We start from the raw sequence: 14,929 nt of genomic DNA on the forward strand, positions 1-14,929 counted from the left end.
TGGCGATCATATACGCTGCACACCACCCCGGCAAAGGCGCAATGCTGCAGCGCAGCAATATAGTGGCAGGCGAGTCAGTGAAGGCTCTAGCCTGGGCACTTTCTCTAAAAGCGAATGCGTCCAGTAAGCGCGTCTTTGAGCATCACCCAGTCGCCCATCAACGAGTACAGCGGGTACTGAAAAGTCGCCGGGCGATTGCGTTCGAAGATGAAGTGTCCCAGCCAGGCGACGCCATAGCCAATGACCGGCAAGGCCAGCAGCCACAGCCATTGCCCGCTGATCAGCACATAGCCGAGTACTGTCAGTACCAGCAGGCTGCCCACGTAATGCAGGCGTCGGCAGGTCGGGTTGGCATGCTCTTGCAGGTAGTAGGGGTAGAACTCGGAGAAGGAGCTGAAACGCTTATCGGGCTGGCTGCTCATCGGTGGCTTCCTCTTGTTATGTCAGGCCTATTGTTCTGTTACCAGAGTCTAGGCCGATTACGGGCGCAAGTGGCGCCGATTAACCAGAGGCCCGCGGCGGCCGATCAATGCCGCCAGAAGGCGGGCATCAGCAGCACCAGTACGGTGAGGATTTCCAGACGGCCCAGCAGCATGCCCAGAGTCAGTAGCCATTTGGCCATGTCCGGCAGGCTGGCGTAGGTGCCGGCCGGGCCGATGATCGGGCCCATGCCCGGGCCGACGCCAGCGACCGTGCTGGCGGCGCCGCTCAGCGCGGTGATCCAGTCCAGGCCGCAGAGGGTCAGCGCCAGGGCCAGCAGAGCGATGGTGATGGTGAAGAAGAACGAGAAGGTCAGAATCGAGCGGACAATGTCTTCGTCCAGGCGGTGACGGTTGTACTGCTGCTTGATCACCGCGCGTGGGTGCACCAGTTGCATCAGGTTGGCCTTGAGCAAAATGTAGGCGACCTGGAAACGGAAGATCTTCAGGCCGCCAGCGGTGGAGCCAGAGCAGCCGCCGATAAAGCCCAGATAGAAGAACAGCATGCCGGCAAAGCCGCCCCATAAGGAATAGTCGCCTAGGGCGAAGCCGGTGGTGGTCATGATCGAGGTGCTGTTCACCGCGACATGGCGCAGTGCATCGAGCCAGTGCAGGTCGGTGGTCAGGTAATACCACGTACCGAGAATCAGCCAGGTGCCGAACAGGATGGCGAGAAAACCGCGTACCTGCTGATCGGCAAGGACCGCGCCGAAATTGCCGCGCAGGGTCGACACGTAGAGTACGAAGGGCAGGCTGCCAAGAATCATCAGCACCACCGCGACCCAATGCACGGCCGGCTGCGTCCATTTCGCCAGGGACAGATCGGAGGTGGAAAAGCCGCCGGTAGAGATCGCCGACATGCTGTGGTTGATCGCGTCGAAAAAGCTCATGCCGGCCAGCCATAGGCCCAGGCAGCCGAGCAGGCTGATGCCCAGATAAGCCACCACCATGTATTTGGCGACCATGTGCGAGCGCGGCATGACCTTGTCGGAGCGGTCCGAGGATTCGGTCTGGAACAGGCGCATGCCACCGATGCGCAGCATCGGCAGAATCGCCACGGCCATGGCGATAAAGCCGATACCGCCGAGCCAGTGCAGCATCGAGCGCCAGATCAGAATGCCGGGTGACATGGTGTCGAGGCCGATCAGCACCGTAGCGCCGGTGGCGGTGATGCCCGACATGCTCTCGAAGAAGGCGTCGGTGTAGCTCATGTGCTGGGTGAACATGAACGGCAGGGCGGCGAAGATGCACACCATCAACCAGCTCGACACCGTCAGCAGGTACATGTCGCGGGGGCGCAGGTGTACGTCCTTGGGGCGGCCACGGGCGATCATCGACAGGCCGGCGATAAAGGTGATCAGGCTCGACCAGACGAAGGGGCTCACCTCTGCGGCGCGGTCGAAAACAAACAGGGTGAACATCGGGCCGACCATGCCAACGGCCACGGTGAGCAGGAAAATGCCGTTGATGAACGCGATGAGTCGTAGGGTTGGCCAGGCCATCGGTGTTGTCCGCGAAAAAGTGGCGCCATTCTACCTGTGCCACCACCGCTGTAAACCTGGCTTGGTGCCCGTTATCAGGCGCTTTCAGGCCTCTTTACAAGTGGCTGGCAGTGCATAAAATACGCCGCCAGGTGCCGGCCCTTGCCGGTTTCTGAGCCCTCATCATGTCCGAAACCAATCCTTGCCTAGCGTGCGGCGCCTGCTGCGCGTTTTTTCGTGTGTCCTTCTTCTGGGGCGAGTGCCAGTCAGCCGGTGGAACCGTACCGGATGAGCAGGTCATTCAGATCTCGCCGCACCTGGTTGCCATGCGCGGTACCGAAACCAAGCCATCGCGCTGTAACGCGCTGCTCGGCGATGTTGGCCAGGGCACGCGCTGTACGCAATACGAACAGCGCTCCAGCACCTGTCGCGAGTTCGAGGCGTCGTGGGCCAACGGCGAGCACAACCCGCGCTGCGACGATGCTCGCAAAGCCTATGGCCTGCCACCGCTGACGCCGCCGTTGCAGCCGGAGCTCTCGCCGGATCGGGTGGCCTAGTAAGCGTGCTTCACTTGCCTTGTGATCGGTGTTACTCGTCGCCCGGGTCGAGCGCGGCGACACCCGTGAAATCGTCCTGGGTATCGCTTCGCTCGACGCCAGGCTACGGGCGAGCTGTGGTGAGCGAGGCTGGCATCGCTGGTAGAATCCCGGTTCTTTTCTCTGGAGGTGAGCCAATGGATGCCCTCGATGCGCTGATCAACCGTGTTTCCGCCCCACGTTTGATCGAGCCTGCGCCGACTGCCGAACAGCGCGAGCACTTGTTCAAGGCTGCATTGCGTGCGCCGGACCACGGCCAGTTGCGGCCGTGGCGGTTCCTGACCGTTGAAGGTGATGCTCGGCACGCACTGGGTGAACTGTTCGCCGAGGCGATAGCGAGCAAATATCCCGATGCTGACGAAGAGACGCTGACCAAGGCGCGCAACATGCCGCTGCGCGCGCCGTTGCTGATTCTCGTGATCGCCCGCATCCAGGAGCACCCCAAGGTGCCGGCTCAGGAGCAGGTGCTGGCCGCTGGCTGTGCCGCGCACGGCATTCTGCTCGCTGCCTATGCCCAAGGCATTGGCGCGGTGTGGCGCACTGGCGAGCTTTCGTACGATCAGGTGGTAAATAGCGGCCTTGGCCTGGCAGACAACGAGCAGGTGATTGGCTATCTGTATCTGGGCACGCCGCAGCGAGATCTGCGTGTCTCGCCGCCAGTGAATGTCGATGAGTACGTCAGCGGCTGGGTAGGCAAGGCTCAGGGCTGAGCGTTTTAGCGCTCGAACGGCTCGCATTGCCAGGCGTTTCGCTGAAAAGCAGAAGCATGCAATAAGGCTGCTTTTTTGTGGGAACGCGCCATGCCAGCGAATTTGCGGGTGTAGCCGGCTCCCGCAGGATGTTCACCGTTAGGCAGGCGTTAAACCGCCGTTTCCAGCGGCAATACCAGCCTGGCACTGAAACCACCGTCTGGATGGTTCTCCAGCTCCAGCCGCCCCCCATGGCGTTCGGCTGCGCGGCGGGCGATGGCCAGGCCCAGGCCATGACCGGCTGCGCTCTGGCCCGGCGCACGGAAAAACGGCTCGCCCAGCTGAGCCAGATGTTCGACTGCCACGCCGGGGCCATGGTCGCGAACTTCCAGGGCAATCTCTCCAGCACACCCGACGATATTCAACTCGATAGGCTGCCCTTCGGGCGTGAAGCGCAGGGCGTTACGCAGCAGGTTGTCCAGCGCCCGTTCGAGCATGCCCGGCCAGCCGTGCAATTGGATGCCCGGTTGCAGGTGGATGTTCAGCAGCTGTTCGGGGTGGCTGAGCTTCACATCCTCACGTAGCTTGCCGGTCAGTTGCGTCAGGTCGATGGGCTGCGCCGAGCCTGGCTCGGCGTCCAGGCGGGCGAGGGCGAGGATTTCGCTGATCAGGTCTTCCAAGCGATCGCACTCACGGGTCAGCCTTGGCCAGAGCTTCTCGCGTTCTGCCGGCTCGGCGCGCTCGGCCAGGGCCAGGGCGATGCGCAGACGGGCGAGCGGCGAGCGCAGCTCGTGGGAGACGTCGCGCAGCAACTGGCGCTGGCTGCCGATCAGGTCCTGCAGGCGTGCGCCCATGCGGTTGAAGTCGTTGGCCAGCACGCCCAACTCATCACGCCGGCTGGCCAGGCGCGCCAAGCTGTTCTGTTGGTAGGCGGTCTGGCCGAGGTCGTGCACGGCGCCGCGCAGGCGATCCAGCGGGCGGGTGATCGAGAGGGTGAGTAGCAGACTGAACCCGGTCAGTACCACCAGGGCGATACCCAGCGCGCTGAGCGGCCATAGCAGGCTGCCACGGTGCCAGGCATCCAGTTCAGGATGGGGAATGCGGTACACGAACAGGTAGGTTTCGCCAGTCGTCGGGCTGGTGTAGTCGGTGGTCAGACGCCGCCAGGGCAGGCGTTTTTCGCCCTCGTTGCGCTCCTCGAAGGCTGCCGCACGCGGTGGGAACGTGCCGCGAACCGCGGGTTGGCCGGCGTCCGTCAATACCTGGGTGTCGATGCGAAAGCGCCGCTTGCGTTGCTCCAGCACATCCTGAGCGGCGCGTGCGCCATCGTGTTCATAGGCTTGAACCCACTGCTCGGGCAGGTCTTCCAGGCCCGGATGCTGGTTGAGAATCCAGGCGTCCTGATTCAGGGCGCGTCCGAGCAGCATGGACAGGCCCGCGACCAGGGCAATCGCCAGCCAGAAGCTGCCGAAAATTCGCCAGAACAATGAACGCACAGAAGGCTCCTCAAACGGCAAAAGCCTGCGCCATGTGAATGGCGCAGGCGGGTAACAGGCTGGCCGTAATCACGGCCAGCGGTGGGTCAGCCGGCTTTCTTGTGTTCGGCCTTCCAGGCTTCGAACTCTTCGCGGTCGGCTTTACGTTCTTTCATCTTGGCGACCTGCTCATCGAAGGTCTTTTGTTGCTCTGGTGTCAGCACCGCGCGAATAGCGCTTTGCTGCTTGTCGCGTGAGGCCTTGCGCTCGTTCTCCAGAGCCTTCTTGTCGGCTTCAGGCAGTTTGTCCAGGTAGCGCTGGGTTAGCTCGCGGTCGTTTTTTCTCTGCTCGCCCATCAGCTGGTGCACCTGGCGTTGCTGTTCTTTGCTCAGATCCAACTCATGGAACATGCGTGGGCCAGCGCCTGGGCGGTGATCGCCACCGGGAGCAGCCATGGCCAGGGTCGGCAGGGTCATAGCGAGGAGCAGGGCGGTCATGGTCTTGCGCATGGTGTATCTCCTTGTCTCGAAACCGGCCAGTTGCCGGATGTGCCCAGATTAGGGCTTCCAAGGTAAGGCGCAGTCAGCGGAGGTAAAGGCAGGGTAAAGACAAGCGCTGCTGTGTAAACCGCACGACGCGCCTATCAAGGTGCGTAATAGTAGCCGCGCCCGCGCAGGGCGATGATGCGTTGGCGCCCGTCCGGGTGCGGACCGATCTTCTTGCGCAGGTTGCTGACGTGCATATCCAAGCTGCGATCATAGAGCGTCAGTTTGCGGCCCAGAGCCAGTTGCGCGAGGGCTTGTTTGTCCACCGGCTCGCCGGGCTGCTTGAGCAGCGCCTCGAGCACCCGGCTTTCAGAGAGCGTCAGGACTATCTCCTGGCCCTCTGCGCCCAGCGCCGCCACGCCACGTGCCGGGCTGAAGCGCAGGTCGCCCAGCTCCAATTGACTGGTAGCTGCCGGTGGCAGGCTGCGGCGCAGCACGGCGCGCAAGCGGGCAGTCAGTTCGCGGGGGTCGCATGGCTTGGCCAGGTAATCGTCGGCGCCCAGCTCCAGGCCGAGAATCCGGTCCAGCGGCTCGCCGCGCGCCGAGAGCATCAGCACCGGCAGATCCGGGTGCTCGCTGCGCAGTTGCTTGAGCAGCTCCAGGCCGCTGCCATCGGGCAGCATCACGTCGAGCACCACGGCATCCGGGGCGCTCCCGGTGAGTGCCAGGCGTGCGCTTTGGCCATCGTGGCAGGCAGTGATCTGAAAGCCTTCCTGGGTCAACCAGCTGGCCAATAGGTCACAGAGTTCGACGTCATCGTCGATCAGCAGCAGATTGCTCATGGCGGCGGCGGGGTCCGATCAGGTCACGGCAGTACGTGTTTGAAAGGCTTCACCACCACTTCGGCATATACGCCGGCGGTGCGAAACGGGTCAGCGTTGGCCCAGCTCTTGGCGGCTTCCAGCGACTCGAACTCGGCAACGATCAGGCTGCCGCTGAAGCCAGCCGGGCCCGGATCGTTGCTGTCGATGGCCGGGTTGGGGCCAGCGAGTATCAGGCGACCTTCGGTTTTCAGCTGCTCCAGGCGCGCCAGGTGCGCCGGGCGAACGGAGAGGCGAAGCTCCAAGGAGTTTTCCACGTCGGTAGCGATGATGGCGTAAAGCATGTCGATCCTTATGGGCCAGGCGGTGAGCCGCGAGAGAAAGGGCGGGGCAGGCAGCGGGATGGCCAGCAAGAATCTGCCAGCCGCGGCATAATAACAAACATGAATCGTCGGGAAAGCGCCCCTTATGCAGGTTGATCTTCATTGCCACAGCACCGCTTCGGATGGCGCCCTGCCGCCAGCCGAGGTGGTCGCGCGGGCCCATGGGCGTGGCATCACGACGCTGGCGCTGACCGACCACGACACTCTCGAAGGGCTCGACGAGGCCCGTGGAGTTGCCAGCGAACTGGGCATACAACTGATCAATGGCATCGAGCTGTCCTGTACCTGGGGTGGCGCGACCATCCACGTGCTGGGCTACGCCTTCGACAGTGAAGCGCCTGCCTTGCGCCAGGCCATCGCCCACCTGCACCAGGGCCGTTGGCTGCGCGCCGAGGAGATTTCCCGGCGCCTGGCGCTCAAGGGCATGGAGGGGGCACTGGACGGCGCGCGGGCGATACAGCTGGCCCAGGGTGAAAGCGACAACGCGCCGGCGCGCCCGCACTTTGCGGAGTTTCTGGTGCGCGCGGGGTTCGTCAAGGATCGCGCCGACGCCTTTCGCAAATGGCTCGGCTCCGGCAAGCTCGGCGACGTCAAGCAGCACTGGCCGACGTTAGATGAAACGCTCGAGACGCTGCGCCAGTCCAACGCATGGATCAGCCTGGCCCACCCGTGGCAGTACGACTTCACGCGCAGCAAGCGCCGTAAGCTGGTGACCGCATTCGCTGCAGCGGGTGGCCATGCCCTAGAAGTGGTCAATGGCATGCAGCCGGCCGAGCAGGTCGGCGGGTTGGCGATCCTGGCGCGTGAGTTCGGCCTGCTGGCCAGCGTCGGCAGCGACTTCCACGCCCCAGGCGACTGGTCGGAACTGGGTTTGTACCGGCCGCTGCCCGATGATCTTTCCCCGTTATGGACGCGCTTCGGCTGCGCGCCCTCTTACAACGCCGTTTGAGAGTTCCTAGCCATGAGCCAGTTTTTTCAGATACACCCGGACAATCCCCAGGCCCGTCTGATCAAACAGGCGGCCGATATCATCCGCAATGGCGGTGTGGTGGTCTACCCGACCGACTCCTCCTATGCCGTGGGCTGCCAAATGGGCGCCAAGAGCGCCATGGAGCGCATCCGTCGTCTCCGGCAGCTCGATGACAAACATAACTTCACCCTGGTGTGTCGCGACCTGTCGCAGCTCAGCACCTTCGCCAAGGTAGACACCGCCGCCTTCCGCCTGCTGAAGAACCACACTCCCGGGCCTTACACCTTCATTCTCAATGCCACCCGAGAAGTGCCGCGCATGCTGCTGCACCCCAAGCGCCGCACCATCGGTTTGCGTGTGCCCAATCACCCGATCGCCTCGGCGCTACTGGAAGAGCTGGGTGAGACGATGATGAGCGTCAGCCTGATTCTGCCCGGCGAAGATCTGCCGATGAGCGACCCCTACGAGATGCGCCAGATGCTTGAGCACCAAGTGGATTTGATCATCGATGGCGGTTTCGGCGGCCTGGAAGCCTCGACCGTGATCAGCCTGGTGGACGACGAGCCGGAAGTGATCCGCGTTGGCTGTGGTGACCCTTCACCGTTCGCTGATCGGCGCTGATATAAATGTCGAGCGCAGCCGAAACCCTCGACAGCCAGGCCGGTGCCCAGCAGGAGCTGCCGTTCGCCATGGTGTATGGCGAGGCGCTCACCGAACTGCCCGTTGACCTGTACATCCCGCCGGACGCCCTGGAGGTGTTTCTCGAAGCCTTCGAGGGCCCGCTCGATCTGCTGCTCTATCTGATTCGTAAACAGAACATCGACGTGCTGGACATTCCCGTGGCGGAAATCACCCGCCAGTACATGGGTTACGTCGAGTTGATGCACAGCGTGCGCCTGGAACTGGCCGCCGAGTACCTGGTGATGGCCGCCATGCTTGCCGAGATCAAGTCGCGCATGCTGTTGCCGCGCTCAGCAATTGCCGAAGAAGAGGAAGACGACCCGCGCGCCGAGCTGATCCGCCGGCTGCTCGAATACGAGCGTTTCAAGGCTGCCGCCGAAGGCATCGACGGTCTGCCGCGGGTGGGGCGCGATCTTATCGTGCCGCGCGTCGAGGCGCCCGAGGCGCGGGCGCGCAAGCTGCTGCCGACCGTCGAGCTGCAGGAGCTGCTGGTGTCCATGGCCGAGGTGCTGCGCCGCGCCGACATGTTCGAAAGCCATCAGGTCAGCCGCGAGGCGTTATCCACCCGCGAGCGCATGAGCGAAGTGCTCGAGCGGCTGCAGGGCGGCGCATTTGTGCCCTTCGTCGAGCTGTTCACGGCCGAGGAAGGCCGACTTGGCGTAGTGGTGACCTTCATGGCGATCCTCGAGCTGGTCAAGGAGTCGCTGGTCGAGCTGGTGCAGAACGAAGCCTTTGCCGCCGTCCACGTGCGTCTGCGTGTCGCTGGGGTTGAAGAGGTCGAGAGCGAGTTCGAATGAACTGCTAGACTCGCGACTTTTGCGCCTTCACGCGGTATGCCCTGACGATGAATCTGTCCGATCCCAAACAACTGTCCACCTTGCTCGAAGGCCTGCTGCTGGCCTCGGGTAAGCCGCTGTCGTTCGAGCGAATCATGGAGTTGTTCGAGGAGGCCGAGCGGCCCGAGGCCGATGTGTTTCGCAAGGCGTTGGCAATTCTCGGCGGCAGTTGCAAGGGGCGGGCGTTCGAACTCAAGGAAGTGGCTTCCGGTTACCGCCTGCAGATTCGCGATACCTTTTCGCCCTGGGTCGGCCGCCTGTGGGAGGAGCGCCCGCAGCGTTATTCGCGGGCCATGCTCGAAACTTTGGCACTGATCGCCTACCGGCAGCCGATCACCCGTGGCGAGATCGAGGAGATCCGCGGCGTGGCGGTGAACAGCCAGATCGTCAAGACCCTGCAGGAGCGTGAGTGGATTCGCGTGGTCGGCTACCGTGACGTGCCCGGCCGGCCGGCCATGTTCGCCACTACCAAGGGCTTTCTCGATCATTTCAACCTGAAGAACCTCGACGAGTTGCCACCCCTGGCTGCACTGCGCGAGCTGGAGCCCGAGCCGATCCTGGCCCAGGACGATGATGACCCAGCCGTTCCGCAGAGCCTGCAGGCACGTGCGGACCTCGCCATGGGCGATGACTCCGAACTTGAAACCGCGCCGCAGGCGGCTAGCGAAACCAGTTTTGGCTCGCTGCTCGCCGAGCTGGACGCCATGGAGCAGGGCCTGAAAATTGATTTCGATGACCTGGCCCGCGGCGACGAAGAGCCGAACCGCGAAGAGCAGGGCGATGTCTCTACAGCTGAGGATGGCAGCCGCGAAGAGAACCCATGAAAGATCCCTGCATCAGCGTTTGCAAGTTCAGCGACAGCATTTGCCTGGGCTGTGGCCGTAGCAAGGCCGAGATAAAGGCCTGGAAGAAACTCGATAACGCCGAGCAGCGCATGGTCATGGCCGAAGCTGATATGCGCCTGATCTCGCTCGGTTCGAAAGCCCGCCGCAAACGCTGAGCCCGACCGCCGGTCGCACGCTAAATCCATTTGTGCGGCTAAGCTTGTGCGCCAGGTGCGTTGCGCCGCTCATACGCGTATGATTCGCGCCCCTTCGACGACTTGATCGTCCCATCACCAGAGAACACCGGGAGGTGCCCAGATGAGTGAAACCGAAGAATACAGCCCCGCTGGCGAAAAGCTGCAGAAAGTCCTGGCTCGCATGGGCCTCGCCTCACGCCGCGAAATCGAAGCCTGGATCACTGCCGGCCGCGTCAAGGTCAACGGCAAGGATGCATCGCTCGGCCAGCGCGTCGACCTGCATGACGCCATCGCCATTGACGGCCGCTTGCTGCGCCGTGAAGAAGCCGCCGAGACCGTGCGTCGCGTACTGATCTACAACAAGCCCGATGGCGAGATCTGCACCCGTGACGACCCGGAAGGTCGTCCTACCGTGTTTGACCGTCTGCCGCGCCCGAAAGAGGGCCGCTGGATCAACATCGGCCGCCTGGATATCAACACCACCGGCCTATTGATGTTCACCACCGACGGTGAGCTGGCCAACCGCCTGATGCACCCGTCCTACCAGATGGACCGCGAGTATGCCGTGCGCGTACGTGGCGAAGTCGACGAAGAGATGATTGAGCGCCTCAAGGCGGGCGTGATGCTTGAAGACGGCCCAGCCAAGTTCACCGACATCAAGGAAGCACCCGGCGGTGAAGGTTTCAACCACTGGTACCACTGCGTGGTTATGGAAGGTCGTAACCGCGAGGTACGCCGTCTGTGGGAATCCCAGGGACTGGTGGTCAGCCGCCTGAAGCGCGTGCGTTTCGGCCCGGTATTCATGACTTCCGATCTGCCGATGGGCCGCTGGCGCGAAATGGGCCAGCGTGAAGTCGACATTCTCAGCGAAGAGGTTGGCCTCAAGCCGGTCGCCCTGCCGGAAATGAAGGAAAAGACGCGCGACAAGCTCGATCGTCTGCAGCGTAAAGCCGCCAAACCGATCAGCCGTGGTGAGCGTCCAGGCCGCGCCGTACGCCCGGCTGCCGGTAGCACCGCACCAGGCGCCAGCAGTGGCCGTGGTCGAAGCTCGCGTGATGAGTCGAGCGAGCGCCCAGTGCGTGCACCTCGTGCACCGCGCGGTGAAGGTCGTAGCGAAGCACCGCGTGGCACGCCGGTGGCCGAGCGCCCGCGTGATGTCGGCAAGAAACCAGCCAAGCCCCGTGGTGAGCGTCCTGAGTCTGGCGAGCGCGCACCGCGCAAGCCGGCTGGCGCTGGCGCCGACAAGGGCCGTAGCCGCCCGGCAGGCGAAGGTCAGCGCCCAGGTTTTGGTCGCGGTAGCCGCAAGCCGCAGTGATGGATCGACTCCGGTCGTAAGTCACTGCTAAAAAAGGGCCCTGATCCTCGCGGATAGGGCCCTTTTTCATGCTCGCCAGAAGTGAAGCTTCAGCGGGGCGGCGGTGTCAGCCAGCCATGGCGAGGCAGTTACGGCCGCTGCGTTTGGCGCTGTAAAGCGCCTTGTCGGCGCGGTTGAGGAGGCTGTCTGCCTGTTCAGCAGGCTCAAGAGTCGAGCAGCCCAGGCTGATGGACATCTTCACCGGCTTGCCTTGCGCCACACACTGCAGTTCCAGCACCGCCGAGCGCAGCCGCTCACCAACCAGAGCTGCTCCTTCGCGCGGTGTGCCAGAAAGCACCACCAGAAACTCCTCACCACCATAGCGGAACACCATGTCGATGTTGCGCAGCTGATCCTTGATGGTGGTAGCAACGGCTTTCAGCACTTCGTCACCGGCGCTGTGGCCGTGCTCGTCGTTGATGCCCTTGAAGTGGTCGATATCCAGCATCAGCAGCGACAACGGCTGGCCATTACGGCGCGCGAGCTCGATCTCGCGGCCCAGCACCTGGTCCATGGCGATACGGTTGCCGGTGTTGGTCAGCGGGTCACGTAGTGCGCTCTGAATCGCGACGCGGTAGAGCAGTGCGTTGCGCAGCGGATACATGAGGCTGGCCAGTAGCGATTCCAACTGCGCCAGCTCCTGATCGGAGAAGCGCTGACGGCGGCGGAAGGTCAGCTCGCCCAGATACTCGCTTTCGTGACTGAGGCGGTACGTGGCCGAGTGATTGGCCTGTTGGCCGATATCCAGGCGCAGGTCGCTGCTTGAGTGCTGGTAACTCAGGGAGTCCACGGGCACCAGATGCTGCAACTCGCGGAAGAAGGTACCGAGAATGCGCTCTGCATCCAGGCTGGTCTGCAATTGCAAGCCCAGGCGCTGACGCAGTTGAGCAAGGCTGACCGGGCGGGTCTGCTCCTTGCGAATCGGAGTACCGAGGCGCTGCAGCTTGGCAGCGTCGAAATCGATCGTATTTTTCTGGCTAGGTGGAACCATTTTTATGAACCTCTGGCGCTTCGTTGCAGCTTGTGAGCTACAGAGCTAATTTCGTGCCAGTCTTTTCAAGGCTGATAAAAGCCTTGGCGTTCAATAGGTTGCCGCTTATGGATGAAGGCAGAGGGCCATTGATGGCAATCAGCCGCCAAAATGGCGGCAAGCTATTGCCGGTGGGCAAGACGCAGCGACAATTTAATGTCGCTGCCTTGGCGGTAGGATCCGAATTGTCGCTTAGAGCGCGGGAAATCTGACGCGAGGATTACTGAGCGTCGAATGCCTGACCATTTATGCCTTGGCTGTCCGGGCCCATCAGGTATAGATAGACCGGCATGATCGCCTCTGGTGTCGGCCGGGTCTGCGGGTCTTCGCCGGGATAAGCCTGAGCGCGCATATCAGTACGCGTACCGCCCGGATTGACACTGTTGGCGCGGATGGCGGTGATGCCATCGATTTCATCGGCCATTACCTGCATCAGCCCTTCGGTCGCGAACTTCGATACCGCATAAGCGCCCCAGTAAGCCCGACCTTTGCGGCCAACGCTGCTGGAAGTGAACACCACCGAGGCATCGGCGGATAGCTTGAGCAGCGGCAGCAGGGTGCTGGTCAGCATGAACATCGCGTTGACGTTTACCTGCATGACACGCATGAAGTTTTCGCCAGATAGCTGCTCCAGCGGCGTGCGCGGGCCAATGATCGAGGCGTTGTGCAGTAGGCCATCGAGCTTGCCGAATTCCTTTTCTATCATTGCCGCCAGTTCGTTGTACTGGTGCGGTGGCGCGCTTTCCAGATCGAACGGAATCACCACTGGCTGCGGGTGGCCGGCTCCCTCGATGGCGTCATAGGTGCGTGCCAGATTGTCTTCGCTCTTGCCGAGCAGCAGCACGGTCGCGCCATGGGCCGCGTAGGTACGCGCCGCTGCTGAGCCAATGCCACGCCCGGCGCCGGTAACCAGGATCACACGATCCTTGAGCAGGTCAGGGCGGGCGCTGTAGTCGAACATGAGAATCTCTCTTTGAGCTGATTAAGAGTAAAGGGCGGGGTCGACGGAAAAACCTCGGCAGACCGCAGCCAATTTGTGCCCGTCCGGATCGCGAACATAGGCGCAGAAAAAGTCGGGACCATAATGCAGACGCAAGCCGGGCAGACCTTCACAACTGCCTCCGTGGGAAAGGGCTGCACGGTAAAAGTCGCGTACCGCCTGCCAGTTCGGTGCTTTCAGTGCAATCATGCTGCCGTTGCCTGCACTTGGCGGCTCACCATTGAAGGGTTTGCAGAGCCAGAGCGCGAGCTCTTCGCGGCCATCATTAAGGTAAGTACCCCAGCCGACCCATTCATCCCAGCCATCGCCACCGACGATGCAGCGTTGCAGCCCCAACGGAGCCAGCGTTGCATCATAAAAAGTGGTAGCGCGCTGCAGATCGCTGCAGCCCAGGCTGATGTAGCTGAACATCGGTCGTCCTCAGCAACTGCAAAGCGCCTGATCGAGCACCTTGCGCAGTTCTAGCGGATGATCGACCACCACATCCGCGCCCCAGTGGCGTGGGTTGTCGTCAGGGTGGATGTAGCCGTAGGTTACTGCCGCCGTCTTGGTGCCGGCGTCGCGGCCAGACTCGATATCGCGCAGGTCGTCGCCGACGAACAGCACGCTGGCGGGGTCCAGCTTGAGGGTCGAGCAGGCGAGAAGCATCGGCTCGGGATCGGGCTTGCTGCGGGTCACGTGATCGGGGCAGATGAGGATCGAGGAGCGCTCGGCCAGGCCCAAACGCTGCATGATCGGCTCGGCGAAGCGCAGTGGCTTGTTGGTCACCACGCCCCAGATCAGCTTGGCCCGTTCGATATCCTCGAGCAGCGGCTCGATGCCCTCATAGGGGCGGGTCAGCACCGCGCAGTGGTCCTGGTAACGCTCCAGGAACTCCAGGCGCAAGGCTTCGAAGCCCGGGCTCATCGGGTCGATATCGAAGGCATTGAGAATCATCGCCCGGGCGCCGCCGGAGACGTGATCGCGAATCAGCTTTTCTTCCACCGGCGGCAGCCCGCGCTCGGCGCGCATGGTCTGGCAGATGGCGATGAAGTCCGGCGCGCTGTCGAGCAGCGTGCCATCCATGTCGAAAAGAACCGCGCGCAAGCGCATCAGGCCTCCTTGGGGATTCGAATCTAGCGTTGGAATATTGCCTGGCAAGCGCGGAACAACAGGCTAAAACGTATGTTGCCAGTTTCCGCCGCCTGATTGGGCGGTACAGGTTCTCCCACTGTATGTCACTTTGTCGCAGCGTGCAGCCGCTCAGCTCATCAGGCTCACTTGGGCGGCGACGATGCGCCACCCGCCATCCAGCTTCACCCAGCTCTGTTGCTGACGGCCGATGCGCTCGCTGCCTTCGCGGGTGAACTCGGTGCTGCAGACGGCGAAGTCGTCGCCGTAGGTGGTGATTACCGTGTTGCGTAACTCGCGGTATAGGCCCGCGGCTGGTCGTGCGGCGCGAAACTTGCGGATTTCGCTGATGCCGTAGAGGTTCTCGCCGGCGCCCAGACGTACCGTACGTTCGTCGTGCCAGAACAGCTCGTCCAGCACCTCGATATCATTGCTGATCAGCGCTTTTTCATAGCGCTGAAACGCGGCGGTCACGTCGGCGAGTACGCTTGGCAGGTCTATCTGTTCGGGGCTCATCG

General features: G+C 62.6%; 19 protein-coding genes. 8 read left to right on the forward strand and 11 right to left on the reverse strand.

Annotated elements, in window-relative coordinates; all coding sequences use genetic code 11:
• Positions 1–104: 104 nt before the first annotated feature.
• Positions 105–422 carry an Mpo1-like protein gene (locus BUC40_RS18530; RefSeq protein WP_073267662.1) on the reverse strand — a complete coding sequence of 106 codons (318 nt, stop codon included), beginning with the start codon at positions 420–422 and terminating at the stop codon, positions 105–107.
• Positions 423–526: 104 nt separating this feature from the next.
• Complete coding sequence (locus BUC40_RS18535; protein WP_073267663.1) at positions 527–1,981, reverse strand: TrkH family potassium uptake protein; 1,455 nt, start codon at positions 1,979–1,981, stop codon at positions 527–529.
• Positions 1,982–2,145: 164 nt separating this feature from the next.
• On the opposite strand from BUC40_RS18535, the gene BUC40_RS18540 reads away from it, so the two are divergent.
• Both BUC40_RS18540 and BUC40_RS18545 read left to right on the forward strand, forming a co-directional pair.
• Positions 2,146–2,517 (forward strand): YkgJ family cysteine cluster protein, encoded by a 372-nt coding sequence (locus BUC40_RS18540; protein WP_073267664.1) that lies wholly within the window; start codon positions 2,146–2,148, stop codon positions 2,515–2,517.
• A gap of 176 nt (positions 2,518–2,693) precedes the next feature.
• Complete coding sequence (locus tag BUC40_RS18545) at positions 2,694–3,266, forward strand: NAD(P)H nitroreductase (RefSeq protein WP_073267665.1); 573 nt, start codon at positions 2,694–2,696, stop codon at positions 3,264–3,266.
• Positions 3,267–3,415: 149 nt separating this feature from the next.
• On the opposite strand, the gene BUC40_RS18550 is transcribed toward BUC40_RS18545, so the two are convergent.
• From BUC40_RS18550 to BUC40_RS18565, 4 genes are all read right to left on the reverse strand, one after another.
• Complete coding sequence (locus BUC40_RS18550; protein ID WP_073267666.1) at positions 3,416–4,741, reverse strand: sensor histidine kinase; 1,326 nt, start codon at positions 4,739–4,741, stop codon at positions 3,416–3,418.
• An 86-nt stretch (positions 4,742–4,827) separates the two neighbouring features.
• Complete coding sequence (locus BUC40_RS18555; protein ID WP_073267667.1) at positions 4,828–5,229, reverse strand: Spy/CpxP family protein refolding chaperone; 402 nt, start codon at positions 5,227–5,229, stop codon at positions 4,828–4,830.
• 134 nt (positions 5,230–5,363) lie between these two features.
• Positions 5,364–6,047 (reverse strand): response regulator transcription factor, encoded by a 684-nt coding sequence (locus tag BUC40_RS18560; RefSeq protein ID WP_073267668.1) that lies wholly within the window; start codon positions 6,045–6,047, stop codon positions 5,364–5,366.
• Positions 6,048–6,070: 23 nt separating this feature from the next.
• Positions 6,071–6,370, reverse strand: a complete 300-nt coding sequence (locus BUC40_RS18565) for a YciI family protein (RefSeq protein WP_073267669.1) — start codon at positions 6,368–6,370, stop codon at positions 6,071–6,073.
• A 124-nt stretch (positions 6,371–6,494) separates the two neighbouring features.
• On the opposite strand from BUC40_RS18565, the gene BUC40_RS18570 reads away from it, so the two are divergent.
• The 6 genes from BUC40_RS18570 (at position 6,495) to rluB (ending at position 11,232) form a co-directional block, all read left to right on the forward strand.
• A complete protein-coding gene (locus BUC40_RS18570) occupies positions 6,495–7,358 on the forward strand; it encodes a PHP domain-containing protein (protein WP_073267670.1) in 864 nt (287 codons plus the stop codon).
• Between the two features lie 12 nt (positions 7,359–7,370).
• Positions 7,371–8,000: an L-threonylcarbamoyladenylate synthase gene (locus BUC40_RS18575; RefSeq protein WP_073267671.1), complete on the forward strand. Its 630-nt coding sequence runs from the start codon at positions 7,371–7,373 to the stop codon at positions 7,998–8,000.
• Positions 8,001–8,005: 5 nt separating this feature from the next.
• Complete coding sequence (locus tag BUC40_RS18580; protein WP_073267672.1) at positions 8,006–8,857, forward strand: segregation and condensation protein A; 852 nt, start codon at positions 8,006–8,008, stop codon at positions 8,855–8,857.
• A gap of 47 nt (positions 8,858–8,904) precedes the next feature.
• Entirely contained in the window at positions 8,905–9,720 is an 816-nt protein-coding gene (scpB, locus tag BUC40_RS18585; RefSeq protein WP_073267673.1) for an SMC-Scp complex subunit ScpB, read from the forward strand.
• Entirely contained in the window at positions 9,717–9,896 is a 180-nt protein-coding gene (locus BUC40_RS18590) for a DUF1289 domain-containing protein (protein ID WP_073267674.1), read from the forward strand. Before scpB ends, BUC40_RS18590 begins: the two co-directional genes overlap by 4 nt.
• A 142-nt stretch (positions 9,897–10,038) precedes the next feature.
• Positions 10,039–11,232, forward strand: coding sequence for a 23S rRNA pseudouridine(2605) synthase RluB (rluB, locus tag BUC40_RS18595; protein WP_073267675.1), 1,194 nt, complete (start codon positions 10,039–10,041; stop codon positions 11,230–11,232).
• 106 nt (positions 11,233–11,338) lie between these two features.
• Here the strand turns inward: rluB and BUC40_RS18600 are convergent, their stop codons facing one another.
• The 5 genes from BUC40_RS18600 to hpxZ form a co-directional block, all read right to left on the reverse strand.
• A complete protein-coding gene (locus tag BUC40_RS18600; RefSeq protein WP_073267676.1) occupies positions 11,339–12,262 on the reverse strand; it encodes a GGDEF domain-containing protein in 924 nt (307 codons plus the stop codon).
• A 259-nt stretch (positions 12,263–12,521) separates the two neighbouring features.
• A complete protein-coding gene (locus BUC40_RS18605; protein ID WP_073267677.1) occupies positions 12,522–13,262 on the reverse strand; it encodes a YciK family oxidoreductase in 741 nt (246 codons plus the stop codon).
• Between the two features lie 21 nt (positions 13,263–13,283).
• Positions 13,284–13,712 (reverse strand): VOC family protein, encoded by a 429-nt coding sequence (locus BUC40_RS18610; protein ID WP_073267678.1) that lies wholly within the window; start codon positions 13,710–13,712, stop codon positions 13,284–13,286.
• Between the two features lie 9 nt (positions 13,713–13,721).
• Positions 13,722–14,393 carry an N-acetylmuramic acid 6-phosphate phosphatase MupP gene (mupP, locus tag BUC40_RS18615; protein WP_073267679.1) on the reverse strand — a complete coding sequence of 224 codons (672 nt, stop codon included), beginning with the start codon at positions 14,391–14,393 and terminating at the stop codon, positions 13,722–13,724.
• 150 nt (positions 14,394–14,543) lie between these two features.
• Positions 14,544–14,927 (reverse strand): oxalurate catabolism protein HpxZ, encoded by a 384-nt coding sequence (gene hpxZ, locus BUC40_RS18620; protein ID WP_073267680.1) that lies wholly within the window; start codon positions 14,925–14,927, stop codon positions 14,544–14,546.
• Between the last annotated feature and the right edge of the window lie 2 nt (positions 14,928–14,929).

Source organism: Phytopseudomonas punonensis (assembly GCF_900142655.1).
GTDB classification, from domain to species: Bacteria; Pseudomonadota; Gammaproteobacteria; order Pseudomonadales; family Pseudomonadaceae; genus Aquipseudomonas; species Aquipseudomonas punonensis.

Excerpts from the sequence above, each read along its gene's own strand:
- BUC40_RS18565 (WP_073267669.1), bottom strand. The coding sequence starts at position 6,370 with ATGCTTTACGCCATCATCGCTACCGACGTGGAAAACTCCTTGGAGCTT.
- BUC40_RS18610 (WP_073267678.1), bottom strand. The coding sequence starts at position 13,712 with ATGTTCAGCTACATCAGCCTGGGCTGCAGCGATCTGCAGCGCGCTACC.
- BUC40_RS18530 (WP_073267662.1), bottom strand. The coding sequence starts at position 422 with ATGAGCAGCCAGCCCGATAAGCGTTTCAGCTCCTTCTCCGAGTTCTAC.
- BUC40_RS18580 (WP_073267672.1), top strand. The coding sequence starts at position 8,006 with ATGTCGAGCGCAGCCGAAACCCTCGACAGCCAGGCCGGTGCCCAGCAG.
- BUC40_RS18590 (WP_073267674.1), top strand. The coding sequence starts at position 9,717 with ATGAAAGATCCCTGCATCAGCGTTTGCAAGTTCAGCGACAGCATTTGC.
- hpxZ (WP_073267680.1), bottom strand. The coding sequence starts at position 14,927 with ATGAGCCCCGAACAGATAGACCTGCCAAGCGTACTCGCCGACGTGACC.
- BUC40_RS18570 (WP_073267670.1), top strand. The coding sequence starts at position 6,495 with ATGCAGGTTGATCTTCATTGCCACAGCACCGCTTCGGATGGCGCCCTG.
- BUC40_RS18560 (WP_073267668.1), bottom strand. The coding sequence starts at position 6,047 with ATGAGCAATCTGCTGCTGATCGACGATGACGTCGAACTCTGTGACCTA.
- scpB (WP_073267673.1), top strand. The coding sequence starts at position 8,905 with ATGAATCTGTCCGATCCCAAACAACTGTCCACCTTGCTCGAAGGCCTG.
- BUC40_RS18555 (WP_073267667.1), bottom strand. The coding sequence starts at position 5,229 with ATGCGCAAGACCATGACCGCCCTGCTCCTCGCTATGACCCTGCCGACC.
- mupP (WP_073267679.1), bottom strand. The coding sequence starts at position 14,393 with ATGCGCTTGCGCGCGGTTCTTTTCGACATGGATGGCACGCTGCTCGAC.
- rluB (WP_073267675.1), top strand. The coding sequence starts at position 10,039 with ATGAGTGAAACCGAAGAATACAGCCCCGCTGGCGAAAAGCTGCAGAAA.
- BUC40_RS18605 (WP_073267677.1), bottom strand. The coding sequence starts at position 13,262 with ATGTTCGACTACAGCGCCCGCCCTGACCTGCTCAAGGATCGTGTGATC.
- BUC40_RS18545 (WP_073267665.1), top strand. The coding sequence starts at position 2,694 with ATGGATGCCCTCGATGCGCTGATCAACCGTGTTTCCGCCCCACGTTTG.
- BUC40_RS18540 (WP_073267664.1), top strand. The coding sequence starts at position 2,146 with ATGTCCGAAACCAATCCTTGCCTAGCGTGCGGCGCCTGCTGCGCGTTT.
- BUC40_RS18575 (WP_073267671.1), top strand. The coding sequence starts at position 7,371 with ATGAGCCAGTTTTTTCAGATACACCCGGACAATCCCCAGGCCCGTCTG.
- BUC40_RS18600 (WP_073267676.1), bottom strand. The coding sequence starts at position 12,262 with ATGGTTCCACCTAGCCAGAAAAATACGATCGATTTCGACGCTGCCAAG.
- BUC40_RS18535 (WP_073267663.1), bottom strand. The coding sequence starts at position 1,981 with ATGGCCTGGCCAACCCTACGACTCATCGCGTTCATCAACGGCATTTTC.